The following is a 19,272-nucleotide window of genomic DNA, read 5'->3' on the forward strand; positions in this document are numbered from 1 at the left end:
TGATGCCAAAGACATCTGTGCGTGCTCGTTTGACACAATTAGTGTCGATGATATAATTTGGTAATAAGAATGCAAGTTTGGATGGAAGGAAGGCTTACGATAATGAAACCACTGGAGCATGGAAGTGTAATACCTCTTTATCACCAATTAATGGAGAGGTTAAAGGGGTCAATTGAAAAGGGTCATTGGGCGCTCGGTGATAAAATCCCATCTGAAAATCAATTAATGGACCAATTTGGTGTGAGTCGGAACACTGCAAAAAAAGCTATTGAAGAGTTAGTACAGGAAGGAATCCTTTACCGAATTCAAGGAAAAGGTACCTTCGTGGCAAAACCAAAATTACAACAGTCATTGATGGGGTTTTACAGCTTTAGTAAGGTATTGAAGGAAAAAGGAATGAATCCCAAAGATATCATTCTAAAAATAGAGGAAGTCCATCCCACTTCAAAAATCAGGGAAGCGTTGCTGATCGGGGAAGATGAGAATGTAATTGAAATGAAACGCCTTCGTTGTGCCAACGATGAACCGTATATTTTGGAATCATCTTTCATACCGAAAAACGTGGTTTCCGATACGGAGCAACTTAAAAAAGTTGGTGAAGTTTCACTATATGATTTATTTTCACAACAATTTAATATCGTAGTAACCAGAGCAAAAGAATCATTTGAACCAGTTCTAATTCGTGCCGAAGAAAGTGAGTACCTCCAAACGGAAGAAGGCCGTCCTGCTCTGTTGCTTGAGCGGACTGCTTATGATATCAATGGAAAGCCTGTTGAATTTTGTATTTCTATTGTTCGGGGCGATCGCTGCCGTTTTTATACAGAACTTACATAAAGATTCCATCACTCATAGCATTGTGTCTATGAGTTTTCTTATAAGCTAAAAACTCCTTAACATACAAGATGGACGAAATAATAACTTACAAGGATTAAAGAATCATATTATGGGTTAAATTATTTAAGTTGTTGGGTTGACAGGTTAACTTTCAGGATATATATTTGTATTAGTTAAAATTTTCTGTCAATAAACGAAGGTAAAGAAGACGATTTTGGCTGGAATCTTTTTTTAATATGACTTGTACCTACAACCCATTAACTTCAATTTAATATGACTATTCCATAGTAAAAAGTAAAACTTCTCTTAAAACATTTTTAAGATGCAAAAGTATTTCTTAAAAGGATACAAAATTTGTTATCCTATTTAAGAAGGCTGAAAAGTACATAATTAAGAGGTGTTTTATTCGTGATAAGACTAAAGGATATTGCTGAACGGGTAGGAGTTTCTATCTCTACTGTTTCGAGAGTAATTCAAAATGATCAAACCAGAAATGTTAACCAGGAAACAAAAGCGAGAATTTGGGAAGCAGTTAAGGAGTTAGGGTATATACCAAATCAGCATGCCCGAAATTTAGTTGCAAATAAGCAAGAGAAGCGGAACATAAGAACAATGAAAATTGGATGGGTAGCCAATCCCAAACAAGCGGAAATTAACCCGTACTTTGCAAATATTTATACAGGCATTCGTGATGAATTAACAAATAATGAGTACAACTTGATTAGTATTACCAAGGATGAACTTGAAAATGAGGCCCTGCTTCTTAAGACCATTCATGATTCAGGAATTGAAGGACTGCTTCTAATCGATAAGATTAATGATCGTATTATCGAATATATTCAACAATATATACCACTAGTAGGGTTGGACTTTTTTTATGCAGATAAAAATATAGCGATTGTAGATTACGATCGCGAGACTTCTATCAAAATGGTTGTTAAGCATTTAGTTAAGCAAGGTCACCACGATATAGGCTTTATTGGCGGAGGCGTTAATGAAAACTTTGAAGATTTGTATGCTGAACAACGGTTTAAAGGCTTTCAACGTGCCATGGAAGAAACCGGGCTGAAAATCCAACCTGATTGGGTAATGAATACACGGTGGAAAATGGATAATAGCTATGTGGAAATGAAAAAATTGATTAAAAAGGATCCGTTGCACCTGCCAACAGCTATGGTCTGTGCGAGTGATTTGATGGCTATCGCTGCCATGAGAGCTGCCAGGGAAAATAACATTAGAATTCCAGAAGACATCGCCTTCTTTGGAGTAGATAATATTGAGATGGGCAAATATTCGTCACCCCAGCTGTCAACGGTAGATATCCCTAAATATGAAATGGGGAGAATGGCAGCTAAAACGATTATAGAAATGGTAGAAGAGAAAATTAAACTCCCGGTGAAAATCATCCTGCCATTTGAATTAGTCCTTCGAGAATCTTCTAACATAAAACGAACCTAAGCGGTTCTTTTTTTAAAACTCACTGGAAAACGTTTGGCTTAAATCGGGAAAATAATAGGAAAATTAAAGATGGGGGAATATGCCATGGAACAAATGAAAGCAATAATTATCGGAGCAGGTGACAGAGGGGGAAGAGCTTATGCACCATATGCCTTAAAGAACCCAAATGAATTGAAGATCACAGGTGTGGCAGAGCCGTTTAAAGAAAGAAGGATCAAATTTCAAAAAGAACATAATATTTCCAATGAAAATTGCTTTGAGTCGTGGGAGGAGGTATTCAATTTAAAAAGAAAAATAGCAGATATTGCCATAATATGTACACTAGATCGCCATCACTTTAAACCTACCATGAGAGCATTGGAACTAGGTTATCATGTTCTTTTGGAAAAACCGATGTCCCCAGATCCGATGGAATGCATAGAAATGGAACAAGCAGCGAAAAAATATAATCGAAATCTTACAATATGTCATGTATTAAGGTACACAGAATTTTGGTCAGCGATAAAAAAGGTTATTTCCACTGGGGAAATTGGAGAGGTAGTATCGCTGCAATTGAATGAAAATGTAGAAGTGATGCATATGTCTCATAGTTTTGTACGTGGAAATTGGAATAACAAAGAAAGAACGAGCCCCATGATTCTGCAAAAGTCCTGTCATGACATGGATATCATTTCTTTTGTAATAGGCAAGGATTGTAAACGTGTAAGTTCATATGGTTCGCTTATGCATTTTAAAGAAGATCATGCACCTAATGGAGCCCCAGAAAGATGTTTGGACGGTTGTCCAATTGAATATGAATGTCCATATCATGCTGGCAGGTATTATCTTGGTGAAGGTAAAGGGTGGGCAAGGAAATTTACAGAAGATTATACGAATGAAGGAATCATAAAAGCGTTACATGAAACTCCATATGGAAAATGTGTTTATCGTTCAGATAATAATGTCGTCGATCATCAAGTAGTAAACATGGAATTCGAAGGTGGGGCAACAGCGACATTTAGTATGTGCGGGTTTACAAGGGAACAAACACGTATCGTGCAAATAATGGGAACAAAAGGGGAAATACGTGGAAATATGGAGGAAAATAGTATTTCGATTTTTGATTTTCTCACCAAGCATGAAACGGTAATAAAATTTGACAATCCTATTGGTGGACATGGTGGTGGAGATAATAGCATCATGAGGACTTTTTTGAAAGAAATTCAATTTGGAAATAAACAAGATGGCGTATCATCTGCCTTAGCTTCAGTAAGAAGTCACCTTATGGCATTTGCTGCTGAAGAGTCTAGGTTAAATAATGGTCAATCCATTAATATAGACCAGTATTACCGTAGTTTAGAAGAAAATGCCAATAGTTAAGAATTTGGAGATTATAAAGGAAGTTTGTTCTCATCCAGGTTTTTAAACAAGATATCATCTGATGACTGAAGCTTTAAAAATAAAAAAATTACATCATGAGACCATTTTATTTAGTGGGGGTGGTAAGCTATCAGCATTTGGATGGGGTTCACAGTTATTTAATAGGAAATGTTTCAAGAGATGAAGCAAATGTAAGGGCTACCAAGGGGGAACTAAGCATAAAACCATCATGTCCTGGGAGTTTTTAGAATACTACTAACTTTATTTGAAGGAAGGGAAATATGATGAAAAAATGGCTAATGATAGTTTTTACCGCGATTTTAGGATTAATGGCACTAGTTGGATGCAGCAATGATGACGCTGCATCAGGGGACGGGAATGTTGAAATCACTTATGGATTTTGGGATAAGAAGCAAGTCTCTGCCATAGATGAAGTTATCAAATTATTTAACGAAAAATATCCGAACATTAAAGTCAAAACGGAGATCACTCCTTATGGTCAATATTTCCAAAAACTTGAAACTGCTGCCACTGGTGCGGCGCTACCTGATGTTATGTGGATGAATGGGGCCCATGTTCAACAATATGCTGAGGGAAAGGTAATCCTACCACTTACTGATCTTGCAAAAAAAGAAAACTATAGCTTAGATAATTATCCGGAATCTTTAATTGATCTTTATACTGTTAAAGGAGATATATATGGTATACCAAAAGATTTTGATACAACAGGCTTATGGTATAACAAAAAAATCTTTGATGAAGCAGGTGTGCCATATCCAGATGACACCTGGGATTGGAATAAGTTAAAGGAAAACGCCAAAAAACTGACGGATAAAAATAAAGGTATTTGGGGCTATGCTGCTTTAATGGGCAACCAAGGTGGTTATTATGATTTCATTTGGCAAAATGGGGGTTATATCATTTCTGACGATGAAAAGTCTGTAGGATTCGATCAGCCGGAAGCGATTGAGGCACTTCACTATAATACCAGTTTCATAAAGGAAGGATTATCTCCGACACAGGCTCAAATGACAGAAACAGCCGCTTCTGAATTATTCTCTTCAGGAAAAGTAGCTATGATGTTCGATGGTCCTTGGATGTTACAAGAGTATAAGAATAATCCGGATATAAATGTTGCTGTAGTACCAAAAGGAAAACAGCGTGCAGTGGCCATTCATGGGCTAGCCAATGTTATAGCGGCTAACACAAAGCATAAAGATGCTGCATGGAAATTTGTCCAATTTCTTGGTTCTAAAGAAGCGGCAGAGATATTTGCCAAAACAGGGACGGTTATTCCAGCCTATAATGGCACACAAGAGGCTTGGGTTCAAGCCGTTCCAAATATAAATCTTCAAGCCTTTATTGATGGTGCTGATTATTCTGTTCCGCTGCCTAGTGTTAAAAATACCGGAGAAATTTGGCAGTACGAAACGGACGTTCTTAAAAAGGTTTGGAGCGAAGAAGAAAGTGTGGAAGATGCCGTAAAAGAGTTAACAGACAAGGCAAATGGGGCACTATCCAAGAAATAGAAAAATTGAAGGAGAGAAGATATTTCTTCTCTTCTTTCCATAAAAGGAGTGAAAACGGTGCAGGAACATTCTCTACAGGCCGAGGTCAAAGCAAATTCAAAACTTAAGGTTTCTAACTTAACGAAGACAAGGAAAAGTTCAGACCTTTTTTGGGCTTATCTCATGATTGCTCCTACCATGTTAGGTTTGTTCATTTTCTATCTCTGGCCCATCTTTCAGAACTTTTACTTTAGCTTCACCGAATGGGGAGCCTTTGGTCAATATGAGTGGACGGGGCTGGATAACTATAAGCGCATGCTAGAGGATACCAACCTCATTAAATCATTTAAGAATACAGCGATATATATTATCTTTACAGTTCCCATCGGTATATTCTTATCTATTCTACTAGCTGTACTCCTGAATCAAAATATTAAAGGGAAATCCGTTTATCGCACATTATATTTCTTACCCGTAATCACTATGCCAGCTGCCATCGCCATGGTTTGGAAATGGCTATACAATTCGGATTACGGACTGCTAAACTATCTTTTATCTCTATTCGGAATCAAGGGCCCACAATGGGTAAGTGATCCGAAAATTGCTTTATATTCAATTATTGTCGTAGCAATCTGGAGTGGAATCGGTTATAACATGATCATTTTCCTTTCCGGATTACAAGGAATTCCGAAGTCCTATTATGAAGCAGCGGAAATGGATGGAGCTGGCCCGCTTAAGGTATTCTTTAATATTACACTGCCGCTGCTCTCCCCTGTTATTTTCTTTGTAAGTATCACGTCCCTAATTGGAGCTTTTCAAGTTTTTGATTTAATTTTCATGATGATTGGTAAAAGTAGTACAGCCTTGGAAAGTACGCAATCAGTTGTTTATCTATTCTATCAGCACGCATTCGTTTTAAACGATAAGGGATACGCAGCAGCAATCGCTGTTCTTTTATTGATAGTAATCTTGATTATCACTGCAATCCAAATGGTCTTACAGAAAAAATGGGTTCACTATGACTAAAGGAGGTAGAAACAATGGAAAGAACGAGGCAGCTTGTGACAAGTAAAACATTCCTTATCCATTTTGTGCTCATTTTGGGATCTGTAGCAATGGTCACGCCTTTTTTATGGATGATCTTAACCTCCTTAAAAACGTATGCTGAGTCCATTCACGTTCCGCCTATTATCTTTCCGAAGGACTTGCAATGGGGAAATTATATAGAGATTTTTGGACTTTTGCCATTTTTTAAATTTATGTTTAATACAGTTATTGTTACGGTCGTAAGGACAGCGGGGCAATTATTTTTGTGTTCGTTAGCCGCCTATGCATTCGCCAGGATTGAATTTCCGGGCAGGAATATCCTGTTTTTGTTAGCTTTATCCGTTTTAATGGTACCAGGGCAAGTGTTTTTACTCCCGCAATATATGATTATGGTTAAACTTGGGTGGTTAAATACATTACAGGCGGTAATAGTCCCAGGAATGTTTAGCGCATTCGGTACGTTCCTGCTAAGGCAATTCTTTATGGGCCTTCCAAAAGAACTGGAAGAGGCAGCAAGACTTGATGGCTGTAACCATTTTCAAATTTACTGGAAAGTAATGCTTCCTCTCGCCAAACCTGGTTTGATTGCATTGGGTATTTTCACGACTCTTTGGAGCTGGAATGAATTGATGTGGCCAATGATTGTAAACAGTTCTCCCGAATCAATGACACTTTCAGTTGGATTGTCATCTCTTCAAGGTCAGTATTTAACGAACTACCCTATACTTATGGCAGGCTCCTTTTTAGCGATACTGCCCATGCTCGTATTATTCATCATCTTGCAAAAACAATTCATTGAAGGTATTGCCGTAACAGGCGGCAAATAAAGACAAGAATAAATAAGGACAAAGGGGGCTAACCTTTAGTTCGCATCATTTTAACCACCTTATTAGGTGGGGGTGACCCAATGAGTTTTCTTGATGAGGAATATGCAGATGTAACGCCGTATGAATTTCAAGAAAAATGGAAAGTCTTTATCGCATGAAAAACTCATAGTATTGGCTATGAGTTTTTCATGAAAGTAACTTGTACCAACAACCCATCTTTTTTTAAGAGCGATGAAGATAGAAAAAGTAAAAAGCTTGGACTAAAAAGTAGGCGATCGAGAGGAATAAGGGGTGCAGGAAAATGAAACAGGCGATCGGCATTGATATTGGAGGGACTAAGATAACAGCAGGGATCATTACAGATTCCGGAAAATTGCTAATGCGTGAGGATATTGAAAGTGATCCTTCAGATCGGGAAAAAATGTTTGCTAGAGTCTTGGAAGCGGTGGAACAACTCTTTAAAAAAACCTCTTTTTCCTTGGCTGACATAGAGGGTATCGGCGTGGGTGTACCAGGTAAAGTGGATTGTGAGAATGGCATCGCTATTTTTCAAAATAATTTACCTTGGGAACAATTCCCCGTCATCGCTCGTTTACGAGAGCAATTCGGCTTTGAAAGGATTAGCATTGACAATGATGTCTATATGGCAGCATTTGCAGAGTGGAAGGCTGCAAAGGAAAAGCGGAATGAGACATTTATCTATGTGACGATTAGTACCGGCATCTCCTGTTCAATCATTCAAAATGGATCATTTTTCAGGGGGGCGGGTTTTGCCGGGGAACTTGGGTTGATACCAGTACTTTTTAAGGCGAACAATCGGGAAAATAGGCGATTGGAAAACGTCGCGGCTGGACCGGCCATTAAAAAGTTGGCAGAAACGGAATTGCAATCCGACCAAATTTCCACTAAGGAAGTGTTTGAACGCTATATAAAGGGAGCTTGTGAATTTCTACCCATCATCGAAGAAGTGACTGACAACTTAGCTCAAGGACTTTATGCGATTTCCTGTTTATTGGATCCACATAAAGTGGTTTTCGGCGGCAGTGTAATCGTAAATAATCCCTTTCTGCTTAAGTTAATTAAAGAAAAGCTAAGAAGTTACCTATTACCTGAACAACGACATATTTTAAGCCAAATGAGCATCAGTACATTGAAGCAAGATAATGGTGTCATTGGGGCAGGATTGCGCGTATTCGAGAGATTATAAAAGAGGAGTGTCTTGGATGTTTACACTTAATCAGGAAAAATTAGTTTCGTTAGGTGCATCGATTACAACAGATGAAATCAAGCAACAACCTGTTCTATGGGATGAAACCTATTCACTGTATACAAAGAAACGTTTAGAAATTCAATCGTTTTTACAAAAATTAGCTAAACAATATGATCGGATTCGTGTCATTTTTACAGGTGCTGGAACTTCTGCCTACGTGGGTGACACGGTTACACCCTATTTAAAAGGAAAAGTGGATGAAAAAAAGTGGGATTTGCTGAATATTCCGACTACCACATTAGTGTCAAACCCCTATGAATTTTTGAAAGCAGATTTCCCAACCTTATTGGTTTCATTTGCTCGAAGTGGCAACAGCCCCGAAAGTTTGGCTGCCGTAGAATTAGCGCAAAACATCATCACGAATTTCTACCAGTTGACGATTACTTGTGCAAGTGATGGAGAGTTAGCGAAAAGGGCAAAAGGTGACGAAGATAATCTTTTGTTGTTGATGCCCGAAAAAGCCAATGATCAAGGATTTGCTATGACCGGAAGCTACTCATGCATGACTCTATCAGCATTACTGGTTTTCGATACGCTCTCATTGGAGGAAAAGGGATCACTAGTAAGCACAATCTCTCAAATGGGAAAAACTGTTATTGGTAGAGAGGAAGATATCCAACAAATCATCGATCATGATTTTGAAAGGATAATTTATCTTGGCTCAGGGTGCCTAGAAGGCTTAGCGAGGGAAGCTCAGTTAAAAATATTAGAGCTGACGGCTGGTAAAATCGTAACAGCATTCGATTCGCCATTAGGTTTCCGTCATGGACCTAAATCATTTGTCAATGAAAAGGCGGTGGTTTTTGTTTTCGTTTCGAATCATCCTTACACACGTCAATATGATTTGGATCTGTTAAATGAATTGAAGCGAGATAACATTGCTAACTACATCTGTGCCATAGAAGTTGATGGGAAATCCAGATATGCTGGGAACTCATTTTTATTTAATAGTGATGCCCAATCCGTACCGGATGCTTACCTGGCATTGCCATTTGTCATGATTGGGCAAACTGTCTCACTACTAGCTTCCATAAAAGTCGGTAATACACCTGATACACCTTCTCCGACTGGAACAGTTAACCGTGTGGTCAAAGGCGTAACCCTATACGAGTATAACAAAATGTAATGTCCTGGAGCATGTAGTTGTTTTATAGAATGAGGCATGTCAACATATTTTTGCCGATTGTATGATGGCTGGTGGTATGTCAGAAGGCAGTGCTTTGCAATTGAAAGATGCCGTCAAAAATGTTGTCCAATGGGGTGGCCACCCCGGAAAAGCCGTTTATATGGCAAGTACTGCTCCTGCCAAAGTGTTCAATTAAATAACGAATGCGGGAAAATTGCAACGGGGTACGCAGCTGATTTTATCTATTGAATTCAGGGCTTGATTTACTTGCAACTGATTTGAAAGGTGTCTGTCGTTATCAAGCCTAATCAACAATCGGAAAGAGGGATGACGATGATTGTAGCTGTAACAATGAATCCCTCGGTCGACATATCCTACCCATTAAATCGATTTGAATTTGACGATGTCAACCGTGTAGAAACGGTAAGTAAAACGGCTGGTGGAAAGGGCTTGAATGTTGCCCGAGTGATCGCGCAAATGAAAGAAGATGTCATATGCACAGGGGTTGTAGGCGGAACGATTGGCGATTACATTGTTCAGCAATTAGATGAAAGGAATATTCGAAATGACTTTTTGAGAATCGATAGTGAATCAAGAAATTGCATCGCCATCCTTCATGAGGGTATGCAAACTGAAATTTTAGAATCAGGGCCGACATTAACTGAACAAGAAGGTATAGCTTTTCTTGAAAAATTCGAAGGTTTGATTACATCTGCTTCTCTCGTAACCATTTCAGGAAGTCTACCGAAAGGCTTACCGACTCACTATTACTGCAAAATGATGGAAATCAGTCATAAAAAGGGAAAACGTGTGATTGTCGATTCTTCAGGAGAATCGTTAAAACAAGTCTTGATGCATGAGAAAAAACCTTTTGCCATCAAGCCGAATACTGCGGAATTTTCACAGCTAATGGGGTTCGAAGTGGAAGCTGAAATCATTGATTTGAAACGAACGTTAAGCCATAAGATTTTCGAGGGGATTGAATGGATTGTCGTGTCCATGGGTAGTAAGGGGGCTTTTGTCAAGCATGGAACTGATTACTATCAGGTTAAGATTCCGGAAATAGATGTGGTCAACCCAGTAGGGTCAGGAGATGCGACCGTTGCCGGATTTTCTGTGGCCTTGAACCGAAATCAAAACGTGGCAACTGTGCTGAAAACGGCAATGACCACAGGGATGTTAAATACGATGGAAGCCGGAACCGGCTATATTAATAAAAACAAATTTAAACAGTACTTCGATTTCGTAAAAGTTGAAAAAATAGATTGAAAGAGGAGAATGCCGATGTTAGACCTATCAAAAAATAAAGTGGATGCTCTTAAACGTTTATCGGATGAAAATGGTGTGATTGGAGCATTAGCCATTGATCAACGTGGCTCATTAAAAAAAATGATTGCAACCGGCAATGCAAGTCATGTGGGAGATGAAGGCATCATTCGTTTCAAAAGATTGGTTTCTGAGGAATTAACACCATTTGCAACGGCCATTCTTTTGGACCCTGAATTTGGTATGCCAGCGGCAAAGGTCCGTGACAAGAAAGCCGGTTTATTAGTAGCCTATGAAAAAACAGGCTACGATGCGTCAGACGTGGGACGGTTACCTGATTTACTACCGGAATGGTCAGTGAAACGCTTGAAGGAAGCCGGCGCCGATGCGATCAAATTCCTCCTGTATTATGATGTGGATGAAGAAGAAAAAATTAATAACGCTAAACATGTTTATATGGAACGTGTTGGATCCGAGTGTGCGGCTGAAGATATTCCATTTTTCTTGGAAATTGTAACTTATGATGCTAAAAACGAAGATGTGAAAAGTAGAGAGTATGCAAAAGTGAAACCGAATAAAGTGATTGGGGCCATGAAGGAGTTCTCCAAACCCCAATACCAAGTGGATGTATTGAAGGTTGAGGTTCCGGTAAATATGAACTTTGTCGAAGGGTATGCGGAGGGAGATGCTGTTCACAGTAAAGAAGAAGCTGCCTTTCTTTTCAATGAACAAAGTAAAGCAACTGAACTGCCCTTTATTTTCTTGAGTGCTGGGGTGAGTGCAAAACTATTCCAAGAAACATTGAAATTTGCCAAAAGATCCGGTTCCACCTTTAACGGTGTATTATGTGGACGGGCAACCTGGAAGGAGGGCGTGTCACCTTTTGCCATAGACGGAGAGCAAGCAGGCCGCATCTGGTTACAAGATACTGGTAAGAGAAATATTGAAGAACTGAATGTCGTTTTGAAAGAGACAGCTAAATCCTGGTTTGGGAAAATAAGCGCTTCAACTTGAACCGATCGCCTTTTATTGAAGACTGCAACTATAGTTTTATATAGTAATGAACCGAATTCAAATGTTTGACATCATTTTTGCTTAGATATGGAAAATGGAGTCTTCAAACATTAAACCAACAAGACCCAAAGAAAGTTGGGATACAGAAGTGACGGAGTTTTATTTATATGTTGAAAAGTTGTATCTATCGCACATTCTTGCCTTTTTCATCTATAAGGAAAATAGAAAGCCTGTATCCAATTTGGATCAGGCTTTTTGCTAATGTAAGGCTGTCATGATGTTTACGTGCTTCCACCTTCGATAAGAGTGACGGGGAGGCATGTTTCCAGCGGCAGATCGTTGAACTCCCCTTCAATTTCTTTCAATAAAATGTCGATGGCCGTCTTTGCGATTAAATCAATCGGCTGTTGGATCGTTGTCAATTCCGGTAATAAAATCTGACCTGTTTCCGTACCATCATATCCGACAACTTTCAATTGCGATGGTATGTCTTTTTTGCGTTTTTTAGCTTCAGCCATTACGGAAGCCGCGATTAAATCATCGCTTGCAAAGATACCATCCACCTCGGGCTGTTCATCAAATAGCTTACAAATCAGCTCCCGGTGGATCATCTGGTCAAATGTATTGGAAACTTCATATGTAATGGGTGTTCTTCCATTTTTCATCATGATATCTTCGTACGCTTTTCTCCTTAAATTTGCGGGCGTTTCCAGTTCAATAGGGCCATTAATATGAATAATATGCTGGCAGCCCTTTTTCAATAATAGTTCGGTGGCCTGTTTTCCGCCGTCATAATTATCAGAGCCAACGACAGGAATCGTTTCTGATAGGTAATGGTCAACCGCAACGACAGGGAAATTTTCCCGATGATAATTCATTACCCCTCGGTTATAGGTTACGACGATTACCCCATCGACCTGATTTCGCAGCAGCATTTCAAGATATTTTTCCTCTTTGTCCATTCGGTTGACACTGTTGCAGAGCAATACCTTATAACCGAATGAAGCGCAAATGCTTTCAATGTGGAAGGAGAGTTCACCGAAAAATGGGTTACTCGTTTTGGGGACGATCAGACCTATGATATTGGTTCGTTTATTGAAAAGAGAACGAGCCAAGTCGTTAGGGATATAATTGATTTCCTTCATTGCCTTGTATACATTGTCTTTCGTTTTTTGACTGATGTAACCGCGATTATTCAAGACACGTGAAACCGTTGTCCTTGAAACGCCTGCAGCTTCTGCTACATCATCAATGCTGGGCTTCATTTCCTTTCCTCCCATCTTCTAAATGACCATTCATATTGTACCTGCATTTTTTCTGAATAGTAACTGTATAAGCTTTATTTGTGGTTTGATAACGATGTTTCACTTGGTTTAAGAAGTATTTTTCAGCAAGCTGATTTTGGCTTGATTATCATATGGTTTCCAACTTCATCCTCTTTTTGAAGTTTACCATAAAATTTAAATTTTTCAAAAAAAACATGTCAACCGATTGACATATGGTACCGGTTGACATAAAATTCTAGTTGAAAGCGCTTTTATCGATGGATTCATAAGAAGGGGGAATGATGGTCATGAAAAAATTACTTTTTGTCGGGATGTCATTATTATTGATGTTTGCAGCGGTAGGTTGCAGTAATAGTGAAAGCGTGGATGGAGATGGGAAAAAGAAAATCACGATGTGGGTCCACGTTTCTGATGATAATGAAGAAGGAAAGGTATACAAAAAACGCGTGGAAGCGTTTAACAAGGAATATGCCTCTGATGATGTAGAAGCTAAAATTGAATTCATTCCGCGCAGCGGAAATGGCGGAGGCTACGAAGATAAAGTGAATGCAGCCCTTACGACCAGCACCCTGCCGGATGTCATCACATTGGATGGGCCCAATACAGCCGCGTATGCCAAATCCGGTGTCATTTCGCCGTTGGATGAATATGTGAAAGACCAGGATGACTTGCTTCCAAGCATTAAGCAGCAGGGAACCTATCAAGACAAGCTTTACGCGATCGGTGTGAGTGAATCATCCGTGGGCATTTACTACAACAAAAAAATGTTCCAAGAAGCCGGAATTGATTTGAAAACGCTACCAACGGTCGATTCTCCTTGGACGTGGACCCAATTCCTTGAGCTTTGTAAAACGCTAACAGATAAATACAAAAAACCAGCGATAGATATGCAATTACAAGCGAAAGATGAAATGCTGACATACGCACTGACACCCTTTGTTTGGTCAGCTGGGGGTGACCTTGTTTCGAAAGATGGCAAGAAGGTCGAGGGTGTCTTCAATCAAGCTCCTACCGTCGAAGCCATGGATTTCATCCAAACGATGCTGAAGGAAGGATATACGACACGGACTCCGGTCAAACAAGCGTTTGAAACAGAAAAATATTCTATGAAATTCAGCGGTGTATGGACCGTAACCGATTTGAAGACCAACTTCCCGAAAGTGGAGTATGGCGTGATGCCTTATCCGGTCTCACCAACTACAAAGAAATTGGTTTCTCCTTCAGGCAGCTGGCAATTTGCGATGACGCAAACCTCGGAAAATAAAGAATGGTCGGCAAAATTGGTCGATTGGATGACGAATAAAGAATCCAATATCGAGCTGAGCCGTTCGATTGCAGCATTGCCCGTTCGTTATTCTTCGGAAAAAGTAATGACGAAAGAATTTTCCGAGCAAATGAATGTCTTCATGAAGCAATTAAAGGAAACAGGGCATGCACGCCCCGTGACACCAGCTTATCCGCAAGTGACGCGTGCCTTCCAGCAAGCGATCGACGATATCAGCTTCTATGATCAAAATCGTGATATTCAGAAAGTTCTGGATACACGTGCTGAAGAAATGCAATCAGCTGTCGATAAGGCCAATTAGAGGGAGGAAATATGAGTAAAATGGGATGGAAAACGAACGGCTTGGCCTACACGTATCTGAAATCGGAGAAAGGTTTGAGGGCACGGATCCACTGGAAGGATAATATGATCGCTTATGCGTTTTTGGGTCCCGCATTATTGATTTTGTCGATGTTTCTCGTAATACCGGTAATCATGGCAGTCTATTATGCATTTACCGATTATTATTTACTTACACCCGATATGCGTAAATTTGTGGGTCTGGATAACTTTTTCCATTTATTCAAAGACCCGATATTCCTCAAAAGTCTGTTGAATACACTCAAATTCGTAGTTTTCGTGATTCCATTGCAGGTAGGGTCAGCGCTCGGTATGGCCCTCCTGTTAAATAAACAACGAAGGGCCAATACGTTTTTTAAAGTAGCCTATTTCAGTCCCGTCGTCATGTCACTTGTGGTCATATCCGTTCTATGGCTATATTTGCTGAATCCGAATGAAGGCATCATCAATAACGCACTTAAATACATCGGGATTTCAGCCCAACCATTTTTGACGAGTCCAAAGCAGGCAATATTTACGATCGTTGTTGTTTCGGCTTGGCAAGGGGCTGGATTTCAGATGCTGATTTTTCTGGCTGGATTGCAGAATATCCCACTGGATGTATACGAAGCGGCACAGATGGATGGCATGAACAAATGGCACAGATTCATTTACATCACCTTACCTTTATTGAAGCCGACTTCCGTGTTTATCTTCATCACCACGTTGATCGGGGCATTTAAACTGTTGGTCCAACCGATGGTCATGACACAAGGTGGGCCGATGAATTCCACCATGACGGTTGTCTATTACATTTATCAAACAGGATTTACGGATAGGATGGTCGGTTATGCCAGCTCGATGGCGCTGTTGTTCGGTACCATCATTGGAATAGTTACGCTTGCGCAACGAAAATTGGTCAAGGAGGACGATGATTGATGCAAAGGAAATTCGGGCCCTTAACCATTCTTGAATACGTTTGCTTGGTTCTGTTAGCGGTACTATTCATTTTCCCGCTGTTTTGGATGGTAGCATCCTCGATGAAACCAGAGGCGGAAGTATACAATAATATGAATACATTGAAGGCCTTCCTGCCATCCTTTCATATCTCGGAATGGTTTGTATCCTACAGTCAGGTTCTGTCACGCTTTCATTTAATCGGTTACATCGGCAATAGTTTGTTTTATGGAGCGTGTGTGGCGATCGGTTCGATCATTATCAATGGGATGGCCGGGTATGCATTCGCTAAGCTCAAATTCAGCGGAAAAAAACTGTTGTTCGGGATCTTGTTGGCGCTTTTGATCGTACCATTCGAAACGATCTTAATCTCCCAATTCACCATAATTCACAAACTAGGGTTAGTGGACACACGTCTCGCCGTTATCTTGCCGGCATTGGCAGGAGCATTCAATATTTATTTGTTCAGGAACTTCTTCATGGCGATTCCGGAATCCGTTATTGAATCGGCTAAATTGGATGGTGCGAACAATTGGCAGGTCTTCTGGCGAATCATGCTGCCGATGTCAAAGCCGGCTGTCGCCACAGTTGGAACATTGGCGTTCATCGGAAGCTGGAATGATTATATTTGGCCGCTGATGGTCTTGACGGACAAGTCGAAATTCCCCATCCAGGTGGCGATAACGGCCATCAACAGTACCGATCCAGTTTACATCAATCAGGTCATGGCTGTATTGACGATATCCACGATTCCCTTGATTCTTATTTATATCGTGGCACAGCGATACATCTTGGAAGGCCTCGGGGGCTCGGGAACTGGCATTAAGTAGGCTTTGCCTGTGCTCAGATTAACAATCAGGAATGATTACGGCATTTCAAAGATAGCGGGAATGGATTGGTCCCGAGTGGGATTTTTAAATATTCGGTAAAAGGGGCTATCATATGGCAATCACAAGGAATGATTCAAAAAGGCTGTATTGGAAATTGAGTGCCTATTTTTTCTTTTTCTTTTTCACATGGTCTTCCAGTTACTCGTTATTTTCCATTTGGTTAGGACAGGAGATACACTTGGATGGGGCAGCCACAGGGATCATCTTCTCCATCAATGCTATTTTTGCCTTATGCATGCAGCCAATATATGGTTATATTTCCGACAGGATAGGTTTAAAGAAGAATATCTTGTTCTTCATCAGTATGTTGCTCATCTTTGTAGGGCCGTTTTATATTTTCGTTTACGGGCCGCTCTTGCAATACCATCTTTTTTTAGGGGCAGCGGTTGGGGGAATTTACTTAGGCATATCGTTCCTGGCTGGAATTGGCGCGATTGAATCATACATTGAAAAAGTCAGTCGGAAATATGAATTCGAATATGGAAAGTCGAGAATGTGGGGTTCATTGGGATGGGCATCAGCGACATTTTTTGCCGGTCAGCAATTCAACGTGAATCCGAATATCAATTTTTGGGTGGCATCGGCATCAGCGATCATATTGGTTGCCGTCATCCTGTCTGTAAAAATAGAAATGACAGATTACGAGATGGACAAAGCGGATTCTGTAACCTTGAAGGATGTTGGAGGACTTTTCTTACTGAAGGATTTTTGGTTTTTGATGATGTACGTAATGGGTGTGAGCTGCGTCTATGCCGTGTATGATCAACAATTCCCACTATATTACGCATCCTTATTCCCGACTGTTGCCATGGGGAACCAAGTATTTGGCTATCTGAATTCGTTCCAAGTATTGTTGGAGGCAGGCATGCTATTCGCTGCTCCATTCATCGTGAATAAGATCGGGGCAAAGAATAGTTTGATTTTAGCCGGGGCATTGATGTCCTTCAGAATCATTGGTTCAGGTCTTGTGGATGGCCCGATCGGAATTTCATCCATGAAATTGATTCATGCCCTGGAATTGCCGATCATGTTGATTGCCATTTTTAAATATTTGGCGGCTAACTTTGATACACGTTTATCCTCCATTTTATATTTGGTTGGATTTCATTTCACTTCCCAAGTAGGGGCATCGATCCTTTCGCCGATCGCGGGGCAATTATACGATAGTATAGGCTTCCGCCAGGCATATATCATCATGGGAATCGTGGCATTATGCTTTACGTTCCTTTCCATTTTCACTCTCTTGAACCCTAAAAAGAATACAAACTTCAATAATAATGAGAAGAATCTATCTCAAGTAGTCTAGGAGGATTTTTAATATGTTCCAGAAAAGCAGAACGAACCGAGCGGAAGAGGCACTTAGCGAAGCAAAAGGAAAAATGAATGATCGCTATCGATTAGGCTACCATATCATGGCCCCTGCTAACTGGATAAATGATCCCAATGGTTTAGTCCAATATAAAGGCGAATATCATGTATTTTACCAACATAATCCTTTGGATGAAAATTGGGGACCCATGCACTGGGGGCACGTGAAAAGTAAGGACCTCATCCATTGGGAGCACCTGCCCATTGCTTTAATTCCCGGAGATGCTTGTGATACCGATGGTTGTTTTTCTGGCAGTGCCGTAGATAACGATGGTGAATTAACGTTAGTTTATACAGGTCATCATTATACGGATAAAGAAAAAGACATCTTCTATCAAAATCAAAACATTGCCGTCAGTAAAGATGGAATTACTTTTGAAAAAGTAAGTGAAAATCCAGTCATTGACCATCCACCCGCAGATAGCGCGCATCACTTCCGGGATCCAAAGGTTTGGAAGCATGATGACACATGGTATATGGTTTTAGGCAACGCGACTCAAGATAAAGTAGGAAGGGTTATCCTTTATCGCTCGCCTGACCTTCGGCATTGGGAATACAGAGGAGTGCTTGCACAAAGTGACGGTGCGCTTGGGTATATGTGGGAATGTCCTGATTTTTTCGAATTGAATGGTAAACATGTTTTAATGATTTCACCCCAAGGAATGGAAGCGGACGGAGACTCGTATAATAATCTTTTTCAAACCGGATATTTGGTAGGGGACTATGATTATGATACTAACGAGTTTAGTCATGGTCCTTTTACCGAATTAGATCATGGACATGACTTTTATGCTGTTCAAACTTTATTGGATGATGAAGGACGCAGGATTGCGATTGGATGGATGGATATGTGGGAGTCAAACATGCCGACCAAAGCAGATGGATGGTGTGGTGCATTGACATTGCCGCGCGAAATCACGCTAGGGGACCAATTGGAAATATTGATGAATCCAGTTGAAGAGATTACCTTATTGCGAGAAACCGAACACAATGAATGTAAAAAACGACCGATTTTGGAGAATTACTTGATTGATACAAAAGAAGACCTGATTGAAGTGAAAGCCGTTTTCGATTTAACGGATGCTACCGCCCGATCTGTCGGTTTGAAGGTTCGCGGAGTCGAGCAAGAGGAGCTTACTCTAAGCTATGATGTAGAAGAAGGGCAGCTAACACTTGATTGCTCCAAGTTTGGAAAAATGAAAGACGGTGTTAGAAAGGCACCTCTAAATGCGAAAGACTTACTCTCTTTGCGGATATTCCTTGACCGATCCTCGATTGAAGTATTTGCCAACAATGGACAAACCAGCATGACAAGCCGTATCTATCCGAAAGAAGAGAGGCTTGGCATCGAGCTATTTACAGTGAATGGTGCTGTGCAAATCGACGAGTTAACTTACTGGACGCTACAAGACACATGGAAATGAAAATACTGGGAACAAGTGACTAAACACTTGTTCCT

General features: G+C 40.3%; 16 protein-coding genes. 15 read left to right on the forward strand and 1 reads right to left on the reverse strand.

What is annotated here, in order from left to right; all coding sequences use genetic code 11:
- The first annotated feature begins 102 nt into the window (after positions 1-102).
- The 10 genes from CVN76_RS32105 (at position 103) to lacD (ending at position 11,709) form a co-directional block, all read left to right on the forward strand.
- Positions 103-834, forward strand: a complete 732-nt coding sequence (locus CVN76_RS32105; protein WP_100531504.1) for a GntR family transcriptional regulator — start codon at positions 103-105, stop codon at positions 832-834.
- 408 nt (positions 835-1,242) lie between these two features.
- A complete protein-coding gene (locus CVN76_RS12525; RefSeq protein ID WP_100531505.1) occupies positions 1,243-2,292 on the forward strand; it encodes a LacI family DNA-binding transcriptional regulator in 1,050 nt (349 codons plus the stop codon).
- Between the two features lie 84 nt (positions 2,293-2,376).
- A complete protein-coding gene (locus CVN76_RS12530; RefSeq protein ID WP_100531607.1) occupies positions 2,377-3,651 on the forward strand; it encodes a Gfo/Idh/MocA family protein in 1,275 nt (424 codons plus the stop codon).
- A 284-nt stretch (positions 3,652-3,935) separates the two neighbouring features.
- On the forward strand, positions 3,936-5,180 hold the full coding sequence (locus CVN76_RS12535) for an ABC transporter substrate-binding protein (protein WP_100531608.1): 1,245 nt from the start codon (positions 3,936-3,938) through the stop codon (positions 5,178-5,180).
- A gap of 57 nt (positions 5,181-5,237) precedes the next feature.
- Positions 5,238-6,185 carry a carbohydrate ABC transporter permease gene (locus CVN76_RS12540; protein ID WP_100531506.1) on the forward strand — a complete coding sequence of 316 codons (948 nt, stop codon included), beginning with the start codon at positions 5,238-5,240 and terminating at the stop codon, positions 6,183-6,185.
- A gap of 14 nt (positions 6,186-6,199) precedes the next feature.
- Positions 6,200-7,033 carry a carbohydrate ABC transporter permease gene (locus CVN76_RS12545; protein ID WP_100531507.1) on the forward strand — a complete coding sequence of 278 codons (834 nt, stop codon included), beginning with the start codon at positions 6,200-6,202 and terminating at the stop codon, positions 7,031-7,033.
- Between the two features lie 301 nt (positions 7,034-7,334).
- A complete protein-coding gene (locus CVN76_RS12550) occupies positions 7,335-8,240 on the forward strand; it encodes an ROK family protein (RefSeq protein ID WP_100531508.1) in 906 nt (301 codons plus the stop codon).
- Positions 8,241-8,256: 16 nt separating this feature from the next.
- Complete coding sequence (locus CVN76_RS12555) at positions 8,257-9,429, forward strand: SIS domain-containing protein (RefSeq protein ID WP_100531509.1); 1,173 nt, start codon at positions 8,257-8,259, stop codon at positions 9,427-9,429.
- 333 nt (positions 9,430-9,762) lie between these two features.
- A complete protein-coding gene (locus tag CVN76_RS12565; protein ID WP_100531510.1) occupies positions 9,763-10,698 on the forward strand; it encodes a hexose kinase in 936 nt (311 codons plus the stop codon).
- Between the two features lie 15 nt (positions 10,699-10,713).
- Complete coding sequence (gene lacD, locus CVN76_RS12570; RefSeq protein ID WP_100531511.1) at positions 10,714-11,709, forward strand: tagatose-bisphosphate aldolase; 996 nt, start codon at positions 10,714-10,716, stop codon at positions 11,707-11,709.
- Between the two features lie 281 nt (positions 11,710-11,990).
- On the opposite strand, the gene CVN76_RS12575 is transcribed toward lacD, so the two are convergent.
- The gene (locus tag CVN76_RS12575) at positions 11,991-12,974 is read right to left on the reverse strand and encodes a LacI family DNA-binding transcriptional regulator (RefSeq protein WP_061140367.1); all 984 of its coding nucleotides are present in this window, start codon (positions 12,972-12,974) and stop codon (positions 11,991-11,993) included.
- A 308-nt stretch (positions 12,975-13,282) separates the two neighbouring features.
- Between CVN76_RS12575 and CVN76_RS12580 the strand changes: the two genes are divergently transcribed.
- The 5 genes from CVN76_RS12580 to CVN76_RS12600 all read left to right on the forward strand — a co-directional run bounded on the left by CVN76_RS12580 (position 13,283) and on the right by CVN76_RS12600 (position 19,237).
- Entirely contained in the window at positions 13,283-14,581 is a 1,299-nt protein-coding gene (locus CVN76_RS12580) for an ABC transporter substrate-binding protein (RefSeq protein WP_100531609.1), read from the forward strand.
- Positions 14,582-14,592: 11 nt separating this feature from the next.
- Positions 14,593-15,537 (forward strand): carbohydrate ABC transporter permease, encoded by a 945-nt coding sequence (locus tag CVN76_RS12585; RefSeq protein ID WP_232732196.1) that lies wholly within the window; start codon positions 14,593-14,595, stop codon positions 15,535-15,537.
- Positions 15,537-16,385, forward strand: a complete 849-nt coding sequence (locus CVN76_RS12590; RefSeq protein WP_100531512.1) for a carbohydrate ABC transporter permease — start codon at positions 15,537-15,539, stop codon at positions 16,383-16,385. The genes CVN76_RS12585 and CVN76_RS12590 overlap by 1 nt, the downstream gene beginning before the upstream one ends.
- A 112-nt stretch (positions 16,386-16,497) precedes the next feature.
- A complete protein-coding gene (locus tag CVN76_RS12595; RefSeq protein WP_100531513.1) occupies positions 16,498-17,751 on the forward strand; it encodes an MFS transporter in 1,254 nt (417 codons plus the stop codon).
- Between the two features lie 13 nt (positions 17,752-17,764).
- Positions 17,765-19,237: a glycoside hydrolase family 32 protein gene (locus CVN76_RS12600; protein WP_100531514.1), complete on the forward strand. Its 1,473-nt coding sequence runs from the start codon at positions 17,765-17,767 to the stop codon at positions 19,235-19,237.
- The last annotated feature ends 35 nt before the right edge of the window (positions 19,238-19,272 follow it).

Source organism: Bacillus sp. mrc49, assembly GCF_002803435.1.

Bases quoted from the DNA above. Each gene is read 5' to 3' on its own strand.
- CVN76_RS12530 (WP_100531607.1), top strand. From the start codon at position 2,377: ATGGAACAAATGAAAGCAATAATTATCGGAGCAGGTGACAGAGGGGGA.
- CVN76_RS12565 (WP_100531510.1), top strand. From the start codon at position 9,763: ATGATTGTAGCTGTAACAATGAATCCCTCGGTCGACATATCCTACCCA.
- CVN76_RS12550 (WP_100531508.1), top strand. From the start codon at position 7,335: ATGAAACAGGCGATCGGCATTGATATTGGAGGGACTAAGATAACAGCA.
- CVN76_RS12590 (WP_100531512.1), top strand. From the start codon at position 15,537: ATGCAAAGGAAATTCGGGCCCTTAACCATTCTTGAATACGTTTGCTTG.
- CVN76_RS12595 (WP_100531513.1), top strand. From the start codon at position 16,498: ATGGCAATCACAAGGAATGATTCAAAAAGGCTGTATTGGAAATTGAGT.
- CVN76_RS12600 (WP_100531514.1), top strand. From the start codon at position 17,765: ATGTTCCAGAAAAGCAGAACGAACCGAGCGGAAGAGGCACTTAGCGAA.
- CVN76_RS32105 (WP_100531504.1), top strand. From the start codon at position 103: ATGAAACCACTGGAGCATGGAAGTGTAATACCTCTTTATCACCAATTA.
- CVN76_RS12585 (WP_232732196.1), top strand. From the start codon at position 14,593: ATGAGTAAAATGGGATGGAAAACGAACGGCTTGGCCTACACGTATCTG.
- CVN76_RS12545 (WP_100531507.1), top strand. From the start codon at position 6,200: ATGGAAAGAACGAGGCAGCTTGTGACAAGTAAAACATTCCTTATCCAT.
- CVN76_RS12575 (WP_061140367.1), bottom strand. From the start codon at position 12,974: ATGAAGCCCAGCATTGATGATGTAGCAGAAGCTGCAGGCGTTTCAAGG.
- CVN76_RS12555 (WP_100531509.1), top strand. From the start codon at position 8,257: ATGTTTACACTTAATCAGGAAAAATTAGTTTCGTTAGGTGCATCGATT.
- CVN76_RS12580 (WP_100531609.1), top strand. From the start codon at position 13,283: ATGAAAAAATTACTTTTTGTCGGGATGTCATTATTATTGATGTTTGCA.
- CVN76_RS12535 (WP_100531608.1), top strand. From the start codon at position 3,936: ATGAAAAAATGGCTAATGATAGTTTTTACCGCGATTTTAGGATTAATG.
- lacD (WP_100531511.1), top strand. From the start codon at position 10,714: ATGTTAGACCTATCAAAAAATAAAGTGGATGCTCTTAAACGTTTATCG.